Here is a 23,390-nt window from a genome sequence, read left to right on the forward strand (position 1 = left end):
CCGGCGCGCCGCTCAATGCGAGCGGCCGTCGTAGTGCGTGACCGGCAGCGCGTCGATATCGACATCCTCGAGACAGCGCACGTTGATCGCGGCCATCGCGGTGCCGTTCGGGTGGACGCCCTCGCCGAACGTGTGAATCCCGCAGCGCTTGCAGAAGCGGTGCTGGATCACGTGCTTGTTGAACGTGTAGGTGGCGAGATGGTCGTCGGGCGTGAGGAGCGTCATGTGGTCGCGCGGCACGAACCACATCAGCGCGCCCTTGCGCCGGCAGATCGAGCAGTTGCACGCCATCACGCCCTGCAGGTCGCCTTCCGCCTCGAACTTCACGTCACCGCAGTGACAGCTTCCGCGATAAAGCATGGTCGTCTCCCGGTGCGGCCCGTGCGCATCGACGGCGCCCCGGCGGAACACCGTTGGCCGGGCCGATCCAAGCGGGTACAGTAGCGCGCACATGCGCCGCACGCAATGTCCGTGCGGCGCCCGTCCCGACCCTGTCCAAACCAAGGAAAACCGTCATGCTCGAACTGCGCCCCGGCTGCGAATGCTGCGACAAGGACCTGCCGCCCGATTCGGCCGATGCACGCATCTGTACGTTCGAATGCACGTTCTGCGCGACCTGCGCCGACGACGTGCTGAAGGGCCGCTGCCCGAACTGCGGCGGCGACCTGGTCGCGCGCCCGCGGCGGCCGGCGAGCCTGCTCGCGAAGTACCCGGCATCCACCGAACGCATCCACAAGCCGGGCGGCTGCGCGAACGCCTGACGGCGCCGCACTGCCCCGCCCCCCGTCACGACATCTCGATCCGTGCGCGCGTCACCGCGAGCAGCGCGGCCATCGCGCGGCGCGCACCGTCCTCGTCGCGCACGCGGATCGCGTCGCTGACGGCCATGTGCTCGGCGAGCGACGCGTTGTATACGTCCGCGCGGCGCGCATTCAGCTGCAGTTGCGCCTCGAGCGTGCGATCGATCAGCGTGCCGAGCGGCACCAGCAGTTCGTTGCCGCCGGCCTCGAGCACGCTCAGGTGAAAGCGCAGGTCGGCGCGCACCCATTCGTCGACGTTGCGCGCGACGGCCATCGCGCGCGCCGCGCCGTCGATCGCGTCGAACGTCTCCGGCGTATGCATGCGCGCGGCAAGCGCGGCCGCGTACGGCTCGACCATCTCGCGCATCTCCTGCAGCTTCAGCGCGAACGCGATCGGCGGCGCGACACGCGCGTACCAGTCGAGCAGGTCGGCGTCGAGCAGGTTCCAGACGCCGCGCGGCCGCACGCGCGTGCCGATCTTCGGCCGCGACTCGACGAGCCCCTTCGACGTGAGCGTACGCAGCGCCTCGCGCATCACCGTGCGGCTCACGCCGTACATCACCATCAGGTCGGGTTCCCTCGGCAGCAGCGACTCGGGCGGGTAGTCGCCGCGCAGGATCGCCGTGGCGAGCCGGAAGGCCGTTTGTCCATGCAGGTCGCGTCGAATGATCGTTCTCCGTTATGCGAGTACCCGGGCGTGCCGGCTGCCCACTATCTGCACAATAGTGCTATTAATACTATTTTTTATCGGGCTGCGCTAGGATAACCGCGAAAGCACGCGACCGCGCGCCGCGCCCGACTGCCCGCGCCGGTCAACCCTGGAGACTCGCATCGTGAAAATTACCCGCCTCGAAACCTTCGTCGTCCCGCCGCGCTGGCTGTTTCTCAAGATCGAAACCGACGAGGGCATCGTCGGCTGGGGCGAGCCGATCGTCGAAGGCCGCGCGCACACGGTCGAGGCTGCCGTGCAGGAGCTGGCCGACTACCTCGTCGGCCGCGATCCGCTGCTGATCGAGGATCACTGGCAGGTGATGTACCGCGCGGGCTTCTACCGCGGCGGCCCGATCACGATGAGCGCGATCGCGGGCGTCGACCAGGCGCTGTGGGACATCAAGGGCAAGCATCACGGCGTGCCCGTGCACGCGCTGCTCGGCGGCCAGGTGCGCGATCGCATCAAGGTGTATTCGTGGATCGGCGGCGACCGGCCGAGCGACGTCGCGAACAATGCGCGCGCGGTGGTCGAGCGCGGCTTCAAGGCCGTGAAGATGAACGGCTCCGAGGAGCTGCAGATCGTCGACACCTACGACAAGGTCGAGCAGGTGATCGCGAACGTCGCGGCGGTGCGCGACGCGGTCGGCCCGCACGTCGGGATCGGCGTCGACTTCCACGGCCGCGTGCACAAGCCGATGGCGAAGGTGCTCGCGAAGGAGCTCGATCCGTACAAGCTGATGTTCATCGAGGAGCCGGTGCTGTCGGAGAACGCCGAGGCGCTGCGCGACATCGTCAACCAGACCAACACGCCGATCGCGCTCGGCGAGCGGCTCTACTCGCGCTGGGATTTCAAGCACATCCTCGCGGGCGGCTACGTCGACATCATCCAGCCCGACGCATCGCACGCGGGCGGCATCACCGAGTGCCGCAAGATCGCGACGCTCGCGGAGAGCTACGACGTCGCGCTCGCGCTGCACTGCCCGCTTGGGCCCATTGCGCTCGCCGCGTGCCTGCAGCTCGACGCGGTCAGCTACAACGCGTTCATCCAGGAGCAGAGCCTCGGCATCCACTACAACCAGGGCAACGACCTGCTCGACTACCTGCGCAACCCCGAGGTGTTCCGCTACGAGGACGGCTTCGTCGCGATCCCGCAGGGCCCGGGGCTCGGCATCGACGTGAACGAGGAGAAGGTGCGCGAGATGGCGAAGACGGGGCACCGCTGGCGCAACCCGGTGTGGCGTCACGAGGACGGCAGCGTCGCCGAGTGGTGAGCGCGATGCGCGGCGTGCGGCCTCGGCCCGCGCGGCAAGTATCGATTCGAGAACGGCTGCCCACAGGCAGCCGTTTTTGCATGCGCAGTGCGGTGCCCGGCACGTGCCGGGTGCGCGACGGCGGCCTTGCGCCGCGCCGCGCGCGCCCTGCCGTCAGCCGATCGCCGCGAACCCCGGCACGCTGAACGACAGCACGGCGGCTGCGACGAACACGCCGATCATCGTCAGCGCCTCGAGATGCAGGATGTTGCGGAACGTGTGTGCATCCTCGGTCGACGCGGTGCGGCGCAGGCGCGGCAGCGCCGCGAAGCGGTTCAGGCCGCCGAGCACGAGCGCGAGCGCGACGAGCAGCAGCTTCAGCAGCAACACGCGCCCCCACGTGCTGCCGTCGAGCGGCGCGAGCGAACCGCCGAGGCCGCGGATCGCATTGAGCGCGCCGGTGCCGAGCACGAAGACGACCGCGATGATCGACGTACGCGACAGATGCTGGCCGATGCGGATCAGCGCGCCGCGCGCGACCGACGACCCGAGCGCCGGCAGCACCGCGAGCCCGCCCGCGAGCACGAGGCCACCCCACACGGCCGTCGCAAGCAGGTGCAGCGTCTGCACGCCGACCGCCGCGGACAGCGCACCCGTATCGGCCGCATGGCCGAGCGACGCCTTGCCGGCCGCGACCACGATCACCGCGAGCCACAGCACCGCGTGCGCGGCCGGGCCCTCCGGCTTCGCCAGCGCGACGATCGCGAGCACCACGGCGCCGGCGAACGCGACGCTCCACGCGAAGCCCGTGTGCGTCTGCATCAGCATCACGGGAATCGCGGCGAACGCGCCGCCGAGCCCCGCCCCGCTCATCGTCGCGGCCTCGTAGACGAGCCAGCCGAGATCCGCGAGCACCAGCGCCAGCGCCGCCGCGACCAGCGAATGTTGCGCGCGCAGCCACGCGGAATGCGACGGCGCGACGACCGGACGCGCACCGTCCTTGCCAAGCCATGCCTTGAGCAGCGCCGAGCCGACCGCCATCGCGAACGCGGCGTCCATCAGCGCCGCGAGCGCGACCTGACCGATCCACAAGCTGTCGAACTTCATCGCCCACACCCTCCCGACAGCGGCAGGCCGACGAGGTGGCAGCAACGGGATGGACAGCGTGAGGAAGGCAACGGCACGGTAGAAAACGTCATCGATGAATCCGGAAACGGGAGAAATGACTGGACCTGCGGCGGAGGCGGCGCCGCGCGACCCGCGAGTGTACGGTCTTCGATGGTGAAAACGCACGCCGGTTCACACCGACACGTCGCAATGCGCGTCAAATTGTCGCAAGTCGCAAACGGACAGGAACCGATGTCCTTTTGCCAAATAGCCGTCATTACCCATCGATGATAGAATGCCGCGTCGCAGCAGCCCGGCTGCCTTGCCGTCATGCGCCGAGCCGATCGTAGCCCGGACAACAGGTCCCCGTCGAATAAACATGGAGTCTCGTGTGTCTTCAAGACGCCTCTTCCGTCCGCTGCTCGCCGTACTGATGTTCGGCAGCGCGGGCCTTATGAGCGCTGCCCAAGCGCAGACCAAGCCCACGGAGCAAGCGCACGCCCAGCAGGCGCCGCTCAAGGCACCCGATACCATGGCCGAGCGTGTGCGCGGCTGTACGGCCTGCCATGGCGTCCACGGCCAGGGCACGGACAACGACTACTTCCCGCGTCTTGCCGGCAAGCCGGCCGAGTACCTGTACAACCAGCTCGTCAACTTCCGTGACGGCCGGCGCAAGTACCCGCCGATGAACTACCTGCTGACGTACCTGAACGACGACTACCTGCGTGAAATGGCCGAGCATTTCTCGGCCGAACGCCCGCCGTACCCGGCGCCGGCGAAGCCGACGCTGCCGGCCGCGACGCTCGCGCGCGGCAAGCAGCTCGTCACGCAAGGCGACCCGTCCCGCAAGCTGCCGGCCTGCGTGGCCTGCCACGGCGCGACGCTGACCGGCATGCAGCCGGCGATCCCGGGCCTGGTCGGCCTGCACGCCGACTACCTGAGCGCGCAGATCGGTGCATGGCGTTCGGGCAACCGTCACGCGAAGGCACCTGACTGCATGCATGAAGTCGCTTCGAAGCTTTCCGACGAAGACGTGACGGCCGTGACCGCATGGCTTGCCGCGCAACCGGCGCCCGCCAACCCCGTGCCGGCTCCGGCGCGTTCGATGAAGACTCCGCTCGCCTGCGGCAGCGAACCGCAATAAGGCAAGGGAGACAGACACAATGAAACGCAAGTCCCTGTTTGCACTCTCGGCCGTCGCGATCGTCGCGGCTGCCGCTCTCGTGCCGGTCCTGTGGCCGGGCAACGACACGCTGCACGGCGCTTCCGCCGTCGCGGCCACGCCGGCCGACCAGGCCGCGCTGATCAAGAAGGGCGAATACCTCGCGCGCGTCGGCGACTGTATCGCGTGCCACACCGTGCGCGGCGGCAAGTCGTTCGCGGGCGGCCTGCCGATGGCGACGCCGTTCGGCACGATGTACACGCCGAACATCACGCCGGACGACAAGGATGGCATCGGCAAGTGGACGTCGGATGACTTCTACCGCGCGATGCACACCGGTCGTTCGAAGGACGGCAGCCTGCTCTACCCGGGCTTCCCGTTCGCGAGCTACACGAAGGTCACGCGTGCGGATTCGGACGCGATCTACGCGTACCTGCGCTCGGTCGCGCCGGTGTCGGTGCCGAGCCGTCCGCATGAACTGAAGTTCCCGTTCAACAACCGCAACCTGCTGATCGGCTGGCGCACGCTGTTCTTCAAGGAAGGCGAGTACAAGCCGGATCCGACCAAGTCGGTCGAATGGAACCGCGGTGCGTACCTCGTCGAAGGCCTCGGCCACTGCTCGATGTGCCACACGTCGATCAACATGATGGGCGGCCCGGTGACGGGCTCGGCATTCGCCGGCGGCCTGATCCCGCTGCAGAACTGGTATGCGCCGTCGCTGACGAACGACAAGGAACTCGGCCTCGGCGACTGGCACGTGCAGGAGCTGTCCGACCTGCTGCAGGCCGGCGTGTCGCAGAAGGGCGCGGTGTTCGGCCCGATGGCGGATGTGGTCCACAACAGCCTGCAGTACATGACCGACGAAGATACGCGCGCAATGTCGACGTACCTGAAGTCGATCCCGCAGAAGGCTGAAGCGCCGAAGAACATGCAGTACGAGCCGTCGAAGCAGTTCGGCAACGCGCTGTTCGAGCAGGGCAAGAAGATCTACGCGGACAACTGCGCGACCTGCCACGCCGAAAACGGCGCGGGCAAGCCGCCGGCGTATCCGCCGCTCGCGGGCAACCACTCGATCATGATGGAATCGGCCGTCAACCCGATCCGCATGGTGCTGAACGGTGGCTATCCGCCGAGCACGTTCAAGAATCCGCGTCCGTACGGGATGCCGCCGTTCGCCCAGTCGCTGTCGAACCAGGAAGTTGCGGCGGTCGTCACGTATATCCGGGTATCGTGGGGCAACAACGGTACGCCGATCTCGCCGCAACAGGTGAGCGACCTGCGTTCCGCGCCGCTCGACTAAGAAGCGGCTGACACACACGGGGCGCGGCTGCGGGAAACCGCGGCCGCGCCCTTTTGCATTTTGCATTTTGCGATGTCACCTCCCGCGCGGGCCGCGCGCGACGTCGCCGATCATAAAACTGAAGAGTGGTATCTATGTCTTTCGAATCTCTCGGCTTGGCCGAACCGCTGGTCAAGGCGGTCAACGAGCTCGGCTACACGTCGCCGACCCCGATCCAGCAACAGGCGATCCCGGCCGTCCTCGGCGGCGGCGACCTGCTCGCCGGCGCGCAGACGGGCACCGGCAAGACCGCCGGCTTCACGCTGCCGATCCTGCAACGCCTGCATACGTTCTACGCGGAACATCGCGGCGCGAAGCGCGCGGTGCGCGCGCTGATCCTCACGCCGACGCGCGAACTCGCCGCCCAGGTCGAGGAAAGCGTCCGTGCGTACAGCAAGTACCTGAAGCTGCGCTCGACCGTGATGTTCGGCGGCGTCAGCATCAATCCGCAGATCGATGCGCTCAAGCGCGGCGTCGACATCGTCGTCGCGACGCCGGGCCGCCTGCTCGATCACATGCAGCAGAAGACGATCGACCTGTCGGACCTCGACATCCTCGTGCTCGACGAAGCCGACCGGATGCTCGACATGGGCTTCATCCACGACATCAAGCGCGTGCTCGCGAAGCTGCCGCCGCAGCGCCAGAACCTGCTGTTCTCGGCCACCTTCTCCGACGAGATCAAGGCGCTCGCCGACAGCCTGCTCGACTCGCCCGCGCTGATCGAGGTCGCACGCCGCAACACGACCGCCGAAAGCGTCGCGCAGAAGATCCACCCGGTCGACCGCGACCGCAAGCGCGAACTGCTCACGCACCTGATCCGCGAACACAACTGGTTCCAGGTGCTTGTGTTCACGCGCACGAAGCACGGCGCGAACCGGCTCGCCGAGCAGCTGACGAAGGACGGCATCAGCGCGATGGCGATCCACGGCAACAAGAGCCAGTCGGCACGCACGCGCGCGCTGGCGGAGTTCAAGAACAGCACGCTGCAGGTGCTCGTCGCGACCGATATCGCCGCGCGCGGGATCGACATCGACCAGCTGCCGCACGTCGTCAACTTCGACCTGCCGAACGTGCCGGAAGACTACGTGCACCGGATCGGCCGCACGGGCCGCGCGGGTGCGACCGGCGAAGCCGTGTCGCTCGTGTGCGTCGACGAGAAGCAGCTGCTGCGCGACATCGAGCGGCTGATCAAGCGCGAGATTCCGCAGGAAGTGATCGCGGGCTTCGAACCCGATCCGAACGCGAAGCCGGAGCCGATCCAGCAGCGCCGCGGGCAGCAACAGCCGCGCGGCGGTGGCGGCGGCGGTGGCAATCGCCAGCCGCGCGCAGGCGGCTCAGGCCAGCCGGCCGCGAAACGCGACGGCAATGCGCAACCGAAGGCTACCCAGCAGAAGGCCGCGAAGCCGCGCACGCAAGGGCAAGGCGGCGCCGGTGGCAACGGCGGGCGTCCGGCCGGTGGCGGCAACAGCGCGCGCCCGGCGAACGGCAATGCCGCGCACGCGAACCGCAACCGCTCGTCGCGCAGCGGCCAGCGCGGTCACTGAAGCCGTGCGGCTGCGCGCCGCAGGTGCTCGACCTGGCGTTGCCAGCGCGCGAGCACCTCGGTGCGCTCCCCTTCCAGCGTGAACGTGACACCCGTCGCGAGACGCGCATAGCCGACCCGCTGCGCATCGCCGTGCGCGATCGTCGCAGCGAATCCGGCCAGTCCGCCGAAATCTCCTTCGAGCGGTGCCATCCTCAATTGCGCCTGAAAGAACGCGCCGTCTGCGACCAGCGTCAACGCGGCCGACCGCCGTTGCGCGATCGCGCGCGCCGCACGCGATTGCGGCCAGAGCGCCAGCAGCAGCGTGCGCGCATCGTGTGCATAGATTTCGCCGACGCCGAGCAGCGTCGTGCGCAACTGGCCATCGTCGGTCGCAACGATCAGCGACGCGGCGACGTCGGCATGACGCTCGAGCGCGGTGCCGTCGAACAACGAGACGACGCCCGGCGGCCACGCATCGAACGTCCATTGTTCGAGCGCGTGGCGATGGGTATCGGTCATGATGGCGTGGCCCCGATGGATAAGCGGATGAAGAGCCGCAGCATACGCGCGTCGGGCCGCGCCGCGGCGCTCAGCGCAGGAACACGTGCCGCGTGATCTTCGTGAGCGGATAGTGGACGCCCGGCTGGATCTTCGCGGGCAGGTCGAGCGGCTTGAGCAGCATCTTCACGCACATGTCGGCCGACAGGTTGCGCCGCACGAGCGTGCTGATGCGCGCGGCGCGTTCGCGGTTGTACTGGCTGTCGCCGACACGATCCGGATAGCGCACCGCGAACACGTGGCGCAGCGCGATCTCCGAATCCTCGTTCTTGATTTCCATCACGCGGCGCGCCAGCGCGCCGAGCACCGCAAGGCGGCCATTGCCTTCGACCTGGTTGTACTTCTTGAAGAACTTGAAGAAGTGCTTGTAGTGGCGCACTTCGTCGGTGCGGATGTTGTCGGTGATTTCCTTCAGCACGGGCTCGTCCGAGCACTCGTTGATCGCGCGATAGAGCGTGGCCGTGCCCGTCTCGACGACGCAGCGCGCGACCATCTCGAGCGCGCGGGTCTTCTCGAACGCCTCGACCTTGCAGGTCTGCGAATACTCGGCGAAGAAGTTCGCGAACGCGGTATCCCAGTCGAACTCCGGCCACACGTGCGCGATGTACGCCTTCAGCGCGCGCCCGTGCTGCAATTCTTCGTGCTCCCATGCATTGTTGAGCCATGCGGAGACTTCCGGATCGTCGTTGAAGAACTGGCTCAGGTTGCTCGTGTAGAGATCCGAGCCGCTTTCGATGAACGACGACGCGCACAGCAGCAGCAACAGATCCTCGTTCGCGGCGGCACGTTGACGATCGATCCGGTTCAGGTCGATGTCCTCGATTCGCCACGGCATCACATGCGTCGTTTTGGTGTCCATGGTGGTGCGCTCCCAGTCGTCGCGCGGGGGCCGGCCCATGCCTTCGGCACAGGCGCCGGCCATCCCGCAGGCGGCGTTTTACTTGCGTTTATAGTGGATTGGTCCGGCCGAACCATGCTGGCATCTTAGCCGGACTTTGATGTTCATGCTTCAAAGCACTGACCATACCCGACAAGCGCAGTTCCACGGCGTCTGTTGCCGTTCGTTAGACGAGTCCTTCAAACCGCTTGCGCCCGCGCGGTGATACGGCTTGCCGCAAACGAAACGGGCGGCCATTCGGCCGCCCGCGAAGCACACGACATGCCGGCGAAAGCCGCCGGGAATCCGTCAGAAACCGGCCGCCAGACCGTCGCGCCGGCTGTCGCTCGCGGCCACGTAGCCGCGCTCGCGATCGTCGCGATCGAGACGCCAGATGAACTGCCCCGAACCGAAATCCATGTAAGGATCGTCGATCGACTTGATCGTATGGCCGCGTGCGGCCAGCCCATCGACGGTCGCGCGATGCATCGTTGCCTCGACGTCGAGCGTGAAGTCGCGGTTGACCTTCCAGCGCGGCGCATCGCAGGCCGCCTGCGGTTGCTGCCCGTAGCCGAGCATCCGCACGACGGTCTGCAGGTGCCCTTGCGGCTGCATGTCGCCGCCCATCACGCCGAAGCTCATCACGGCCTCGGTCCGGCCTTCGACCTCCTCGGTGACGAACGCCGGGATGATCGTGTGGAACGGCCGCTTGCCGCCCGCGACGACGTTCGGCGAAGCCGGGTCCATCGAGAAGCCGTGCCCGCGATTCTGCAGCGCGATGCCGGTGCCGGGCACGACGAGCCCCGAGCCGAAGCCCATGTAGTTCGACTGAATGAAGCTCACCATCATCCCGCGCTCGTCGGCCGCCGACAGGTAGATCGTGCCGCCCGAATGCGGCCGGCCGGCGGCGAAGTGCGTCGCGCGCGCGGGGTCGATCAGTTTCGCGCGCTCGGCGAGATACGCATCGTCGAGCATCTGTTCGGGCGTGAACTCCATCGCGCGTGGATCGGCGACGTAGCGATAGACATCGGCGAACGCGAGCTTCATCGCCTCGATCTGCAGATGCTGCGAGTCGACCGAATCGACTGGCCACTCGGTCACGCCCGCGTGCTCGGCAATCCCGAGCGCGATCAGCGCGGCGATGCCCTGCCCGTTCGGCGGAATCTCGTGGATCGTGTGACGGCCGAAGCGCTTGCCGAGCGGCTCGACCCATTCGGGCCGGTAAGCCTGCAGGTCGGCTGCGGTCAGCGCGCCCCCGCCTTCGCGGGAGAACGCGGCGATGCGCTCGGCGAGCGCCCCCTCGTAGAACGCGCGCGCACCTTCCTTCTGCAGCGTGCGCAACGTCTGCGCATGGCCCGGCAGGCACACGCGCTCGCCCACCTGCGGTGCGCGGCCATGCGGCATGAAGGTGTCCGCGAAACCCGGCAACCCCTTGAGTTCCGGCACCGCGGCCGCCCACTTGTGCGCGACGATCGGCGGCACCGCATAGCCGCGCTCCGCGATCTCGATCGCCGGTTCGAGCAGGTCAGCGAACGGCAGCGAACCGAACTTCGCATGCAGCGCTTCCCAGCCCGCGATCACGCCCGGCACGGTGACGGTGTCCCAGCCGCGCGTCGGCTTGTTCGCGATGCCGTTGCCCGCCTCGCCGTGGCGCTGGCGGAAATAGTCGACGTTCCATGCGGCCGGCGCGACGCCCGACGCGTTCAGCCCGGACAGCCGCTCGCCGTCCCACACGAGCGCGAACGCGTCGCCGCCGAGCCCGCACGACACGGGCTCGACGACCGTGATCGCGGCCGCGGCGGCCAGCGCCGCGTCGACCGCGTTGCCGCCCTTCCACAGCATCCGCAACCCCGCCTGCGCGGCGAGCGGGTGCGACGTCGACACGACGTTGCGCGCGAACACCGGGATGCGGGTCGTCGGATACGGGTTGTGCCAGTTGAAGCCAGTCATCGGTTCCACCTCGTCGAAAGCTGAATGATCGCGCCGGCCGCGCCCTCGCGAGCGCGCGGCAATCCGCCATTGCAGCGCGATCGGCTCAATCGCACAAATTCATTTGTCACATGAATCCATGCAATCTCCGCATGAATATCAGGCAACCCTGCGGGCCGGGCCGGCCTAACGCCGTTGCCGCCCTTACAATACCCGCTCCGTCTCACGACACGACCATCGAGCCATGACCCGAGATCCCCGCCTCACCCTCAACGCGCGCCAGCAGGAATTGCTCGAATGGGTGCAGCGCGACGGCTTCGTGACCGTCGACGATCTCGCCGCGCACTTCGGGGTGACGCCGCAGACGATCCGCCGCGACGTGAACTGGCTGGCGGACCTGAACCTGCTGCGCCGCTACCACGGCGGCGCGAGCCTGCCGACCAGCTCGGAGAACGTGTCGTACACCGCGCGCCAGCGGATGTTCCACGACGAGAAGCGGCGCATCGCGGCGCTCGCGGCGTCGCACATTCCCGACCAGGCTTCGCTGTTCATCAACCTCGGCACGACCACCGAGGAAGTCGCACGCGCGCTGAACCGCCACCACGGGCTGCACGTGATCACGAACAACCTGAACGTCGCGTCGATGATGAGCGGCTACCCCGACTGCGAGGTGCTGATCACGGGCGGCATCGTGCGGCCGTGGGACAAGGGGATCGTCGGCGAACTCGCGATCGACTTCATCCGCCAGTTCAAGGTCGACTACGCGATCATCGGCACGTCGGCGATCGAGGCCGACGGCACGCTGCGCGACTTCGACACGCGCGAGGTGCGCGTGGCCGAGGCGATCATGCAGCATGCGCGCACCGTCTATCTCGTGACCGACCATTCGAAGGTCGGCCGTCCCGCGCTGGTGCGCCAGGGTCACCTGAGCCAGGTGCACGCGCTCTTCACCGACAAGCCGCTGCCGCCCGAGATGGCCGACACCGTGGCGGCCGCCGGCACCCAGGTGTACGTCGCCGAGTGACGATTCCGATGCTGCACCGCACCCGAAACTTCAAGTGAAATCAAGAAGTTGGCGTCGCGAGCAAACCGCTTGCGCGTCGCCCGGCTGTCAAACGGAAAATTAACGGGGCCTGATTTGTCGTTGCCTGCACGCTCGACTAGACTCCAGTTCCCCGGCCCATTTCGACCGTTCCGCCTGTGCCAGGGCGCGGACGAATGGCATGGCCGGCGAATACAGCTTTCCCCCCAAGCCATACCCCGCTGGGTATCGCGCGTCGGCCCGCGCCGGCCGCGCGGGCTGACTGGTCGCCATGGAGAGAACGATGCTGAGTCCGCATGAATTCGCCACGCTATTGCTTGTGAAGGACGCTCCCGATCAAACCCACATGGATCGGGACGAAATCGACGCACTGCTCGAACAGCAGCTCGTCCGTCTGGAAGGTCTCGGTTCGGGGCGCAAATACTGCGTGACCGAAACAGGCGACGCCGCGCTGCGATCCATCAAGTACCGCTATTCGTAAAACCACACCGTTCCCGACCTGACCGCGCCGCCCGGATGCCGGGCCGCGCGGTCATTCCCGCTTCCCGCCCACCGCCCCGCCGCAGCCTGCTTCAGCCGCCGCGTAGCGTCGGATCGACCGCCGCCCGCCAGCTGATGGCCTGCGCACGCGCACCGTTGAAATACGCGATCCAGCCGGCACGCGCCGCCGCATCAGGCGCCGCATAGTGCGTCGAAAGTTCGTTTACGAACGCACAATAGTTCGCATCGGTCAGCCCGCGATACCGTTTCGCCACGTACGCGTCATACAGCGTCGAGTAGACCGGCTGCGCGTCCGCGCCCCAGTCCCGCGCCGTGCCGCCGCATGACGTCTGCAGGTCGACGAACGACGGCGTGCGCCAGTTGCCGGCGAGCGGCGGCATCCCGGCAGTGCACCCCGCCAGAAGGACGGCGCATACGCCAGCCCACATCCCAATACGCATGATTCACCTCGTGAAACGGTCGATTTCGCCAGTATCGTCCGGGATCGCGCCGCGCGCTACTGGCCCCGCTTTATCGAACTTTACTTTTTCGATTTCGTTCGTTAAATTTCGAATTCGAACATTTTCTGTTCAACCCTTTCCCTCAGACGATAAGGACAGCAGGTGACCCAACCGAATCGCTACGATCTGCTCGTCGTCGGCGGCGGCATCAACGGCGCGGGCATCGCGCGCGATGCGGCCGGCCGCGGCCTGTCGGTCATGCTCTGCGAGCAGGACGATCTCGCGTCGCACACGTCGTCGTCCAGCACGAAGCTGATTCACGGCGGCCTGCGCTACCTCGAGTACAACGAGTTCGGGCTCGTGCGCAAGGCGCTGCAGGAGCGCGAGACGCTGCTGCGCGCGGCGCCGCACATCATGTGGCCGCTGCGCTTCGTGATGCCGCACATGCCGAACCTGCGTCCGGCCTGGCTGATCCGCATCGGCCTGTTCCTCTACGATCACCTCGCGAAACGCGAACTGCTGCCCGGCTCGCGCGGCATCGACATGCGCCGCCATGCGGCCGGCGCGCCGCTGATCGATTCGATCAAGCGCGGCTTCGTCTATTCGGACGGCTGGGTCGACGACGCGCGCCTCGTCGTGCTGAACGCGATGGATGCGAAGGAGCGCGGCGCCCAGATCCTGACGCGCACGAAGCTGGTGTCCGCCGAACGCCGCGGCGACGAATGGGAAGCGCAACTGCAGCACGCCGACGGCTCGATCCGCGTCGTGCATGCCCGTGCGATCGCGAACGCGGCCGGCCCGTGGGTCGGCGACGTGCTGAAAGGCGCGCTCGGCCGCGGCGCGCACCACAGCGTGCGGCTCGTGAAGGGCAGCCACATCATCACGCGCCGCCTGTTCGATCACGACCACGCGTACATCTTCCAGAACCCGGACAAGCGGATCATCTTCGCGATTCCGTACGAGCACGATTTCACGCTGATCGGGACGACCGACGTCGAATACACGAACGATCCCGCGAAGGTCGCGATCGATCGCGACGAGACGCAGTACCTGTGCGATTCGATCAACCGCTACTTCAAGCGCAAGATCTCGCCGGCCGACGTGCACTGGACCTACTCGGGCGTGCGCCCGCTGCTGGAAGACGAAAACGCCGCGAACGCATCGGCCGTCACGCGCGACTACCGCCTCGAGCTGGACGACGGTGCGGGCGCCCCGCTGCTGTCGGTGTTCGGCGGCAAGATCACGACGTTCCGCAAGCTCGCGGAAGAAGCCGGCGACATGCTGTGCCGCGCACTGGGCCGCGACGCGAAGACCTGGACGGCCGGCGTCGCGCTGCCGGGCGGCGACATCGCGAACGCGAAGTTCGACGCATTCGCCGATACGTTCGCCAAACGCCATGCGTGGCTGCCCGCCGCGCTCGCCCGCCGCTATGCCCGTGCATACGGCACGCGCGCGGAACGCGTGATCGACGGCGCGAAGTCGCTCGCCGATCTCGGCACCGAAATCGCACCGGGCATCTACGACGCCGAACTGCGCTACCTGCGCGACGCCGAATGGGCGACCTGCGCGCAGGACGTGCTGTGGCGCCGCTCGAAGCTCGGCCTGCACGTCGCGCCCGGCACGCTCGACGCGGTGACCGCCGCGGTCGACGCGTGGTTCGCCGCCGCGCACGCGCCGCACGCCTGACCGGAATGCAGTTGCAGTTGCTTGACCGACGTTGACTCACCGACGCGCCGCCCCACATGCGGCGCGCATCACAACTAAGCCAAATCCACGGATGGAGATGAGAGACATGCAGGATCAGTACATCCTCGCGCTTGACCAGGGCACCACGAGTTCCCGCGCGATGCTGTTCGATCGCCAGGGCAATATCGTTTCGATCGCCCAGAAGGAATTCGAGCAGATCTACCCGCAACCCGGCTGGGTCGAGCACGATCCGCAGGAAATCTGGTCGACGCAAGCCGGCGTCGCCGCCGAAGCCGTCACGCGCACGGGCCTGAACGGCACGTCGATCGCCGCGATCGGCATCACCAACCAGCGCGAAACCACGATCGTCTGGGATCGCGAGACGGGCCAGCCCGTCTACAACGCGATCGTCTGGCAGGATCGCCGCACGGCCGACTTCTGCGATTCGCTGAAGGCACAAGGCTTCGAGGCGAAGGTGCGCGCGAAGACCGGCCTGCCGATCGATTCGTACTTCTCCGGGACCAAGATCCGCTGGATTCTCGACAACGTGCCGGGCGCGCGCGAGAAGGCGAAGCAGGGCAAGCTCGCGTTCGGCACCGTCGACAGCTGGCTCGTGTGGAACTTCACGAAGCACGAGCTGCACGTGACCGACGTGACGAACGCGTCGCGCACGATGCTGTTCAACATCCACACGCGCGAGTGGGACAACGAACTGCTCGACATGCTCGACATCCCGCGCAGCATGCTGCCGGAAGTGAAGGCATCGTCGGAAATCTACGGCCACACGAAGACCACCGTGTTCGCATCGAAGATCCCGCTCGCGGGCATCGCGGGCGACCAGCACGCGGCGCTGTTCGGCCAGATGTGCACGACGTCGGGCATGGTGAAGAACACCTACGGCACCGGCTGCTTCCTGATGATGAACACCGGCGACAAGCCGATCGAGTCGAAGAACAACCTCGTCACGACGATCGCCTGGCAGATCGGCGACGACGTGCAGTACGCGCTCGAAGGCAGCATCTTCATCGCGGGCGCGGTGGTGCAGTGGCTGCGCGACGGCGTCGGCATCATCAAGTCGGCCGCTGAAATCGAAGCGCTCGCCGCGAGCGTGCCGCACACCGACGGCGTCTACCTGGTGCCCGCGTTCGCCGGCCTCGGCGCACCGCACTGGAACGCGCGGGCGCGCGGCTCGGTGTTCGGCGTCACGCGCGGCACGACCTCCGCGCACCTCGCACGTGCGGCGCTCGATTCGATCGCGTACCAGTCGCTCGACGTGCTGGCCGCGATGGAAGCCGATTCGGGCATCAGCATCGGCGAGCTGCGCGTGGACGGCGGCGCGAGCGCGAACGACCTGCTGATGCAGTTCCAGGCGGACCTGCTCGGCGTCGACGCGGTGCGTCCGCAGATCACCGAGACGACCGCGCTCGGCGCGGCCTACCTCGCGGGCCTCGCGATCGGCTACTGGAAGAACCTCGACGAAGTGCACGACCAGTGGCAGCTCGATCGCCGCTTCTCGCCGTCGATGCCGAAGGAGCACGTCGAACGCTGCATGTCGGGCTGGCAGCGTGCGGTGCGTGCCGCGAAGGCATGGGCCGACGACGCGCAATAACCGTCAGGCATCCGGACGAAATACAACAACACCGGCGGACCGCGCACTGCGCGAGTCCGCCGTGATTCAAGAGAGACAAACATGTCACCTTATATTGCGGAATTCATCGGCACAGCGATCCTCGTGCTGCTCGGCAACGGCGCGGTCGCCAACGTGCTGCTTGCAAAGACCAAGGGCAAAGGCGCGGACCTGATCGTGATCGTGATGGGCTGGGCGATGGCCGTGTTCGTCGCCGTCTACGTGACCGCATCGTTCAGCGGCGCGCACCTGAACCCGATCGTCACCATCAGTCTCGCGCTCGCGGGCAAGTTCGCGTGGTCGAAAGTCGGCGGCTACGTCCTCGCGCAGATGCTCGGCGGGATGGCCGGCGCGCTGCTCGTGTGGCTCGCCTATCGCCAGCACTTCGCGAAGGAAGCCGATGCGGACCTGAAGCTCGCGGTGTTCTGCACGGCGCCCGCGATCCGCAGCGTCACGCACAACGTGCTGACCGAAGCGATCTGCACGTTCGTGCTGATCCTCGGCGTGCTGTACCTCGCGTCGCCGCAAGTCGGCCTCGGCGCGCTCGACGCACTGCCCGTCGGCCTGCTCGTGCTCGGCATCGGCATCTCGCTCGGCGGCCCGACCGGCTATGCGATGAGCCCCGCGCGCGACCTGTCGCCGCGCATCATGCACGCGCTGCTGCCGATCCCCGGCAAGCGCGACAGCGACTGGCGCTATGCATGGGTGCCCGTCGTCGGTCCGCTGCTCGGCGGCGCCGCGGCGGCCGGCCTGTACCTGCACCTGCACACGACGATCTGATCGTCGCTTGACCGAAACGCGCGGCGATCCTCGCCGCGCGTTTTACGCTCCTTCCCTCGCGCTTCGCCGCTTCGTTTTCGCTACCGGTCACCCTCGGCCGAGACCAGCGACTTCAGCTTCACCCCCGTATCCGCGACAGCCGACGGGCTCACGTCGCTCCCGCGCTCGACCAGCATTCTCGCCACCCGCATGTCCTTGACGAACCCCGACGCGCGGCCGAAACCGCTTGCAGCGACGAGCCGCGCTCCGGCGTCGAAATGAAAATGGATTTCCGCGTCGTCGCCGAGCACGCGCACGACCGATCGCTCGCCAAGCGCCGGCTCACCGGCCACCTGCAACTGCGCGTCGTATTGATCCGACCAGAACCACGGTGTCTCGCGATACGGCTCGTCGGCGCCGAGCATGTTGCGCGCGGCGACGCGCGCCTGGGTCTCGGCGCCGTGCCACGTCTCCTGCCGGACGGGCCGGCCCGACAACGCACTCGGGAACACCGCCACGTCGCCCGCTGCGTAGATGCCGCGCGCCGACGTCTCGAGCCGCTCGTTCACGACGATGCCGCGCTCGACGGCGAGGCCCGCCTCACGCGCCAGCTCGTCGGCCGGCTCGATGCCGATGCCGGCGACGACCGTGTCGGCGATCAGCGTGTCGCCGTCGTCGAGCATGACGGCCAGCGCGCCGCCCGTCGTTCGCTCGATTGCAACCGGCTTCCGCTTCACGCGAATGGCCACGCCCTGCCGTTCGTGAAGCGCGTGCACGCGCGCCGCGATCGCTTCCGGCACCGCACGCCCGAGCAGGCGCGGCGCCGCATCGAGCACCGTCACGCGGCACCCGCGCAGTCGCGCCGACGCCGCGACTTCGAGGCCGATGAAACCGCCGCCGATCAGCACGACCCGTGCATCGGGCACGAGCCGCGTGCCGAGCGCCGCCGCATCGTCGAGCGTGCGCAATGCAAACACGCCGTCTAACCTCGCACCTGGAATCGTCAAGCGACGCGCGCGGCCGCCGGTCGCGAGCAGCAGCGCGTCGTAGCCGAACGCACGGCCATCCGACAGGCGCAGTTCACGTGCGCCCGGATCGATGCGCTCGACCGTCGCGACGACCGGCTCGATGCGATCGGCCGCCCACGCTTCCGGATCGCGCAACCGGCACTGCGCCGCGCTGCGTTCGCCGGTCAGCACGCCCTTCGACAACGGCGGCCGCTCGTACGGCAGGTGCGCCTCCGCGCCGATCAGCACGATCCGCCCACTCCAGCCGGATTCGCGCAGCACCTGCGCCGCGCGGCCGCCCGCGTGGCCCGCGCCGACGATCGCCATCACCCGATCGTTCGTCATCGCGTCACACCTCGATCAGGATGCGGCCGCCTTCGATCTTCGCGCGATACGTGCGCAGCTTCTCGCAGGCGGGCGCGGACAGCGGCCGGCCGTCGCGCACGTCGAAGCGCCCGTTGTGCTTCGGGCATTCGATCACGTGGTCGATCACGAGCCCGTCCGCGAGATGTACTTGCTCGTGCGTGCACAGGCCGTCGCTTGCATAGACTTCGCCGTCGATGCGGTAGATCGCGTACGTGTGGCCGGCATGGTCGAAGCGCGCGACGTCTTCGTCGTCGATGTCGTCGAGCGCGCCGGTGTCGATCCATTGCGTCATGTTGCATGTCTCCTGGGTTGGAAGGTTCGATGTCGGTCACGCACGCGCGGCATCCGGCACGGGCCGCACGACGTAATCGGTCGGGTCGCGCGTCTGCCGGACCAGCGCCGGCACGATCTCCGCATACGCGGCCAGCGTGCTGCGGTACGGCGGCGGCATGTCGGCCTTCACCGCTTCGTGCAGCTTCGGCAGCGCGTGGAACGGCACCATCGGGAACATGTGGTGCTCGACGTGGTAGTTCATGTTCCAGTACAGGAAGCGGAACACCGGATTCATCATCACGGTCCGGCAGTTGCGCCGGTGATCGAGCACGTTCTCGGGCATGCCCGCATGCTGCGTGAGGCCGAAATACAGGTACAGCCACGCGCCGTAGAGGCTCGGCAGCCCGATGTAGAGCAGCGGCAGGATCGTGTGCCAGTAGAGTGAAGCACCGGTCACGAGCGCGTACACCGCGAGATGGATGCGAGACTCGCGCACCACCTTCGGCCGCTCCGATTCGGGCACGTAGGTGCGCTCCTCGTCGTCGAGCCGGCCGGTGAAGGCAGTCGCGATCATCTTGCGCAGCTCGCCGGCCACGTGCTTCAGCGCGACGATGTTCAGCGCGAGCGAGCGCCAGTCGGTCGGCTTCGGCGCGGCGATTTCCGGATCGCGCCCGACGACCAGCGTATCGGTGTGATGGCGTGCATGGCTCCAGCGCCACGCCGTCGCGCGGCGGAACACCTGGAACGACGCGACCTGGTACAGCACGTCGTTCATCCAGCGCGTGCGGAACGCGGTGCCGTGCCCGCATTCGTGCCAGCGCGAGTCGGCCGGGCTGCAGTAGAGCGTCCCGTACACGAAGAACGCGGGAATCGCCCACGCCGAATGTGCATGCCACGCCAGCCATGCGAGCACCCCGCTGATCGCGATCGCCGCGTACCAGATCAGCGTGTCGCGGATCGCGCGCGCGTCGCCGCGCTGCATCAGCTGCTTCATCAGCGGCCGCGGCACCGGGCATCGATACCACTCCGCGTTGGCGAGCCCGGCCGCCTGCGCGCGCTCGCCGGCGCCGCCGATCATCCGGTAGGCCTGACGGCGCGCCACCGTGCGGTCGTGCGCCTGGTCGTCGATATGAGCCACGTGCGTCTCCTGGATTCCTTGTTCGTAGGAAGCGCGGCAAGCGCTTCGGCATGGAATCAAAATTAGGCCCGCGGCCTCCCCCGCTCAATCGAAACGTTGACGAAATTTCGCCATCGCTTTAGCGTTCCCCGCATCGCCACGTCTCGATGGCGACCCCACGATGGAGACAACCATGGCAGGCGAATCCGGGCCGCGCTGGCGCAAGCGCACCGCACGCTTCGACGAGATCGCGGCGCTTGCCGGCGTCAGCACGACCACCGTCGACCGCGTGCTGAACGAGCGCGGCAGCGTCTCGGCGCAGGCGCGCGAGCGTGTGGTGGCGGCCGCGCGGCAGCTCGGCGTGCCGCGCCAGCTGCCCGACACGCGACACGGGCTGCTCCACGTCGACGTACTGCTGCCGGATACCGACGCGGCTTTCTTCAAGCGGCTGCAGCTGGCGCTGCAGCGCTCGCTGCAGATGCTCGACCGGCGCGTGGTCGTGCACCGGACGATCCTGCCCGCCGCCGACGACGAGCGAGCCGCCGCGCTGATCGAACGGCCCGCCTACCGGCGCGCGGCGCTGATCGTCACGGCGCGCGACACGAGCCGCGTGCGCGACGCGCTGGCCGGCGCGATCGCGCGCGGCGAGACCGTCGTGACAATGGTCACCGACATCGGCGGCATCGACCGCGCGCACTTCGCCGGCATCGACAACTACCGGGCCGGGCGCACGGCCGGCTATTACATCGGCCGCCTGGCGGCACGCCCCGGCCGCGTGCTGCTGCTCGGCGGGCGCATGGGCTACCGCGCGCACGCCGACCGGATGGCCGGCTGCCGCGACCAGCTCGCCGAAGCGTTCGCCGCCGTCCGCTGCGACGACGAGCCGGTCGAGACGCTCGACCAGGACGACCGCTGCTACCGCGCGGTGACGAAGGCGCTGCAGGCGCACGACGACGTGGTCGCGATCTACAACAGCGGCGCCGGCTCGGCCGGCATCGAAGCGGCGCTGCGCAAGGCCGGCGCGGCCGGCCGCGTCGTGTGGATCGGCCACGAGATGATCGACCTGCACCGCACCTTCATCGAATCCGGCGCGATGGATCTCGCGATCGACCAGGATCCGGACGGCCAGGTGATTTCCGCACTGCAGCACGTGCTGCATGCGTGCGGGATCGTCGAACAGCCGCCACCGGCCGATCCGGTCGAATTCCGCGTGTTCTGTCCGGCAAACGTGCGGACGAGCGCGTACCTGCCGGCCTGAATTCGAGCGCCCGGCCCACCTTCTGTCGCGCCGCATGCGCATTGCGAAAAAATCGACCGCCGCATTGGCGATTTTTCGCCAACGTTTGTCATGCAGCCCGCGCCGCGCCTCCGTACATTGGGCAACCCATCCCATGACAACGGCGGACAGGAGACGATGGCTGAACCGATCCTCATCGGCGTGAACCTCGACGGCGTGCTCGAACACGACGGCCTGCCGTTGCCCGCGCCCGCCGAACGCTTCCGGATGGTCGCCGGCGCCGGTGTGTTCGACTACATCGAAAAGAACCCGACGCGCGGCGAGGACCTGTCGCCGTATTTCGCGCTGGTCGAACGCCATGCGCTGCCGATTCGCGTGATCGGCGGCATCTGGTGCGCGGGCCGTGACGAAGCGCACGTCGCCGAGATCGTCGACGCGGGCGCGCGCTTCGGCAGCACGGTGCTCAACTGCCAGCTGCATGCGCGTCACGCGAGTGGCCATCCGCTGTCCGATCGCGAGGTCGCCGATTTCTACCTGCGGACCTACGAGCGCGGCGAGCCGGCCGGCTGCCTGCCGAGCCTCGAAGTGCACGTCGACATGTGGAGCGAGGATTTCACGCGCATCGCACGCGTCGCACGGCTTGTCGAGCAGGCCGGCGCGCCGTTCCGGATCACGCTCGATCATTCGCACCTGCTGTTCAAGATCGGCAACCACACCGAACTCGATGCATCGGGCATCCGCGACGCGGCTGACGGCGGCCGGCGGTTGCTCGACCCTGCATCGCCCGACGCCCTCTACGCCGACTGGATCGCGTGCGGCTGGGTCCGGCATGCGCATGCCCGCAGCGTGATGCCGAACAATCCGGACAACCCGTGGATGCGCCGCGCCGACGGCAGGCCCGGGCGCGGCATCCAGTATCCGTTCGTCGCGCCGGCACCGGGCACCTATCACGGCGCATGGCGCGCTGAGGCGCTCGACACGTGGAAGGCCGCGCTTCGGCAGTTGCTGCACGCGCAGGCCCACGCACAGCCGGCGCGCGTCGAGCAGATCAGTTGCGAATTCATCCCGTTTCCCGACTACGGCGGCGGCGCGCGCTATTCGATCTTCGACAACAACGTCGCGTGCGCGCACTGGCTGCGCGACACGTGGCGTGCCCTCGCCGCGCCGCCGGCAGCCGACGTCGCACACACCGGCACCTGATTCGATCCCCGCCCCCCTCGAGACCCAAGGACAGAACGATGACGCAAGCCTTCCATTTTTCGCTGAACCGGATGAGCGCCCCGCGCTTGCCGTTCGACCGTTACGTCGCGCTGTGCCAGCGCCTCGGCGTCGACACGATCGAGATCCGCAACGATCTCGACGGCGTCGAGATCGCCGACGGCACGCCGGCCGCCACCGTGCGCGCAACGGCCGCAGCCGGCGGCGTGACGATCCTGACGATCAACGGGCTGCAGCGCTTCGAGCAATGGAACGCCGAGCGCGCGGACGAGGCGACCGTGCTGGCCGACTACGCGGCGCAATGCGGCGCGCGTGCGCTGGTGCTGTGCCCGACCAACAGCCGCGGCGACACACGCAGCGCGGACGTGCGCCACGCGGATCTCGTGAAGGCGCTGAAGGCGCTCAAGCCGATCCTCGACGCGCGCGGCCTGCTCGGCTTCATCGAGCCGCTCGGCTTCGAGGAATGCGCGCTGCGCCGCAAGTCGGATGCGGTGAAAGGCATCTACGACGCGGCGGGCGAACAGGTGTTCCGGCTCGTGCACGACACGTTCCACCATCACCTGTCGGGCGAGGACATCTTCTTCCCGAACCTGACGGGCCTCGTGCACGTCTCGGGCGTCGAGGAGGACGACCTGCCGGTCGACCGGATGCGCGACGGCCATCGCGTGCTGGTCGGCGGCGCCGACCGGCTCGGCAATATCCGGCAACTGCGCGAACTGCTCGCGCGCGGCTACCGTGGCGCGTTCTCGTTCGAGCCGTTCGCGCACGAAATCGCCGAGGCCGACGACATCGAGGACCGGCTGCGAGCGAGCATCGACTACGTGCGCGGCGAACTGGCGAATCAATGAGCGCCGCCACG

At 67.9% G+C, this 23,390-nt stretch carries 23 protein-coding genes; 13 read left to right on the plus strand and 10 right to left on the minus strand.

What is annotated here, in order from left to right; all coding sequences use genetic code 11:
- Positions 1 to 12: 12 nt before the first annotated feature.
- The gene (locus CFB39_RS14895; RefSeq protein WP_089431884.1) at positions 13 to 360 is read right to left on the minus strand and encodes a GFA family protein; all 348 of its coding nucleotides are present in this window, start codon (positions 358 to 360) and stop codon (positions 13 to 15) included.
- A 155-nt stretch (positions 361 to 515) separates the two neighbouring features.
- Between CFB39_RS14895 and CFB39_RS14900 the strand changes: the two genes are divergently transcribed.
- Positions 516 to 761, plus strand: a complete 246-nt coding sequence (locus tag CFB39_RS14900) for a DUF1272 domain-containing protein (RefSeq protein WP_039359973.1) — start codon at positions 516 to 518, stop codon at positions 759 to 761.
- A gap of 25 nt (positions 762 to 786) precedes the next feature.
- On the opposite strand, the gene CFB39_RS14905 is transcribed toward CFB39_RS14900, so the two are convergent.
- Entirely contained in the window at positions 787 to 1,470 is a 684-nt protein-coding gene (locus tag CFB39_RS14905; protein ID WP_089473510.1) for a FadR/GntR family transcriptional regulator, read from the minus strand.
- 163 nt (positions 1,471 to 1,633) lie between these two features.
- Here CFB39_RS14905 and dgoD point away from each other — a divergent pair, with 163 nt between their 5' ends.
- Positions 1,634 to 2,782, plus strand: coding sequence for a galactonate dehydratase (gene dgoD / locus CFB39_RS14910; RefSeq protein ID WP_089426266.1), 1,149 nt, complete (start codon positions 1,634 to 1,636; stop codon positions 2,780 to 2,782).
- Between the two features lie 153 nt (positions 2,783 to 2,935).
- Here the strand turns inward: dgoD and CFB39_RS14915 are convergent, their stop codons facing one another.
- A complete protein-coding gene (locus CFB39_RS14915; protein WP_089431658.1) occupies positions 2,936 to 3,868 on the minus strand; it encodes a CopD family protein in 933 nt (310 codons plus the stop codon).
- A 379-nt stretch (positions 3,869 to 4,247) separates the two neighbouring features.
- Between CFB39_RS14915 and CFB39_RS14920 the strand changes: the two genes are divergently transcribed.
- The 3 genes from CFB39_RS14920 (at position 4,248) to CFB39_RS14930 (ending at position 7,913) form a co-directional block, all read left to right on the plus strand.
- Positions 4,248 to 5,012 (plus strand): c-type cytochrome, encoded by a 765-nt coding sequence (locus CFB39_RS14920; protein ID WP_046544481.1) that lies wholly within the window; start codon positions 4,248 to 4,250, stop codon positions 5,010 to 5,012.
- Positions 5,013 to 5,031: 19 nt separating this feature from the next.
- Positions 5,032 to 6,330, plus strand: coding sequence for a cytochrome c (locus tag CFB39_RS14925; RefSeq protein ID WP_089440956.1), 1,299 nt, complete (start codon positions 5,032 to 5,034; stop codon positions 6,328 to 6,330).
- Between the two features lie 134 nt (positions 6,331 to 6,464).
- A complete protein-coding gene (locus CFB39_RS14930) occupies positions 6,465 to 7,913 on the plus strand; it encodes a DEAD/DEAH box helicase (RefSeq protein WP_089426269.1) in 1,449 nt (482 codons plus the stop codon).
- Here CFB39_RS14930 and CFB39_RS14935 read toward each other — a convergent pair.
- The 3 genes from CFB39_RS14935 to CFB39_RS14945 form a co-directional block, all read right to left on the minus strand.
- Positions 7,907 to 8,413 (minus strand): hypothetical protein, encoded by a 507-nt coding sequence (locus CFB39_RS14935; RefSeq protein WP_089473511.1) that lies wholly within the window; start codon positions 8,411 to 8,413, stop codon positions 7,907 to 7,909. The two genes, CFB39_RS14930 and CFB39_RS14935, sit on opposite strands and share 7 nt — an antisense overlap.
- A gap of 70 nt (positions 8,414 to 8,483) precedes the next feature.
- Entirely contained in the window at positions 8,484 to 9,311 is an 828-nt protein-coding gene (locus tag CFB39_RS14940) for a ferritin-like domain-containing protein (protein ID WP_039360322.1), read from the minus strand.
- A 327-nt stretch (positions 9,312 to 9,638) separates the two neighbouring features.
- The gene (locus tag CFB39_RS14945; RefSeq protein ID WP_089473512.1) at positions 9,639 to 11,279 is read right to left on the minus strand and encodes a gamma-glutamyltransferase family protein; all 1,641 of its coding nucleotides are present in this window, start codon (positions 11,277 to 11,279) and stop codon (positions 9,639 to 9,641) included.
- A 223-nt stretch (positions 11,280 to 11,502) separates the two neighbouring features.
- Between CFB39_RS14945 and CFB39_RS14950 the strand changes: the two genes are divergently transcribed.
- Together CFB39_RS14950 and CFB39_RS14955 are read left to right on the plus strand one after the other, a co-directional pair.
- Positions 11,503 to 12,282 carry a DeoR/GlpR family DNA-binding transcription regulator gene (locus tag CFB39_RS14950; RefSeq protein WP_089473513.1) on the plus strand — a complete coding sequence of 260 codons (780 nt, stop codon included), beginning with the start codon at positions 11,503 to 11,505 and terminating at the stop codon, positions 12,280 to 12,282.
- A gap of 301 nt (positions 12,283 to 12,583) precedes the next feature.
- Positions 12,584 to 12,781 carry a hypothetical protein gene (locus CFB39_RS14955; protein ID WP_011353109.1) on the plus strand — a complete coding sequence of 66 codons (198 nt, stop codon included), beginning with the start codon at positions 12,584 to 12,586 and terminating at the stop codon, positions 12,779 to 12,781.
- A 91-nt stretch (positions 12,782 to 12,872) separates the two neighbouring features.
- Here the strand turns inward: CFB39_RS14955 and CFB39_RS14960 are convergent, their stop codons facing one another.
- Positions 12,873 to 13,241 (minus strand): hypothetical protein, encoded by a 369-nt coding sequence (locus CFB39_RS14960; RefSeq protein ID WP_069248791.1) that lies wholly within the window; start codon positions 13,239 to 13,241, stop codon positions 12,873 to 12,875.
- Between the two features lie 162 nt (positions 13,242 to 13,403).
- On the opposite strand from CFB39_RS14960, the gene glpD reads away from it, so the two are divergent.
- From glpD to CFB39_RS14975, 3 genes are all read left to right on the plus strand, one after another.
- Positions 13,404 to 14,927 carry a glycerol-3-phosphate dehydrogenase gene (glpD, locus tag CFB39_RS14965; protein ID WP_089473514.1) on the plus strand — a complete coding sequence of 508 codons (1,524 nt, stop codon included), beginning with the start codon at positions 13,404 to 13,406 and terminating at the stop codon, positions 14,925 to 14,927.
- A gap of 106 nt (positions 14,928 to 15,033) precedes the next feature.
- On the plus strand, positions 15,034 to 16,536 hold the full coding sequence (gene glpK, locus CFB39_RS14970; RefSeq protein WP_089473515.1) for a glycerol kinase GlpK: 1,503 nt from the start codon (positions 15,034 to 15,036) through the stop codon (positions 16,534 to 16,536).
- An 81-nt stretch (positions 16,537 to 16,617) separates the two neighbouring features.
- Positions 16,618 to 17,334 (plus strand): MIP/aquaporin family protein, encoded by a 717-nt coding sequence (locus CFB39_RS14975; RefSeq protein ID WP_006484467.1) that lies wholly within the window; start codon positions 16,618 to 16,620, stop codon positions 17,332 to 17,334.
- Positions 17,335 to 17,414: 80 nt separating this feature from the next.
- On the opposite strand, the gene CFB39_RS14980 is transcribed toward CFB39_RS14975, so the two are convergent.
- Genes CFB39_RS14980 through CFB39_RS14990 form a run of 3 tightly spaced genes read right to left on the minus strand, consistent with a single transcriptional unit; the run spans position 17,415 to position 20,097 of the window.
- Positions 17,415 to 18,665 carry an NAD(P)/FAD-dependent oxidoreductase gene (locus CFB39_RS14980; protein ID WP_089473516.1) on the minus strand — a complete coding sequence of 417 codons (1,251 nt, stop codon included), beginning with the start codon at positions 18,663 to 18,665 and terminating at the stop codon, positions 17,415 to 17,417.
- Positions 18,666 to 18,669: 4 nt separating this feature from the next.
- Positions 18,670 to 18,978 carry a non-heme iron oxygenase ferredoxin subunit gene (locus tag CFB39_RS14985; protein WP_089446355.1) on the minus strand — a complete coding sequence of 103 codons (309 nt, stop codon included), beginning with the start codon at positions 18,976 to 18,978 and terminating at the stop codon, positions 18,670 to 18,672.
- A 36-nt stretch (positions 18,979 to 19,014) separates the two neighbouring features.
- Complete coding sequence (locus CFB39_RS14990; RefSeq protein WP_089473517.1) at positions 19,015 to 20,097, minus strand: fatty acid desaturase family protein; 1,083 nt, start codon at positions 20,095 to 20,097, stop codon at positions 19,015 to 19,017.
- Positions 20,098 to 20,269: 172 nt separating this feature from the next.
- Between CFB39_RS14990 and CFB39_RS14995 the strand changes: the two genes are divergently transcribed.
- The 3 genes from CFB39_RS14995 to CFB39_RS15005 all read left to right on the plus strand — a co-directional run bounded on the left by CFB39_RS14995 (position 20,270) and on the right by CFB39_RS15005 (position 23,379).
- Positions 20,270 to 21,334 carry a LacI family DNA-binding transcriptional regulator gene (locus CFB39_RS14995; protein WP_089473518.1) on the plus strand — a complete coding sequence of 355 codons (1,065 nt, stop codon included), beginning with the start codon at positions 20,270 to 20,272 and terminating at the stop codon, positions 21,332 to 21,334.
- A gap of 156 nt (positions 21,335 to 21,490) precedes the next feature.
- Entirely contained in the window at positions 21,491 to 22,513 is a 1,023-nt protein-coding gene (locus tag CFB39_RS15000) for a xylose isomerase (RefSeq protein ID WP_089473519.1), read from the plus strand.
- 38 nt (positions 22,514 to 22,551) lie between these two features.
- Positions 22,552 to 23,379 (plus strand): TIM barrel protein, encoded by an 828-nt coding sequence (locus CFB39_RS15005; RefSeq protein WP_089473520.1) that lies wholly within the window; start codon positions 22,552 to 22,554, stop codon positions 23,377 to 23,379.
- The last annotated feature ends 11 nt before the right edge of the window (positions 23,380 to 23,390 follow it).

The organism is Burkholderia sp. AU6039, from assembly GCF_002223365.1.
Lineage (GTDB): Bacteria > Pseudomonadota > Gammaproteobacteria > Burkholderiales > Burkholderiaceae > Burkholderia.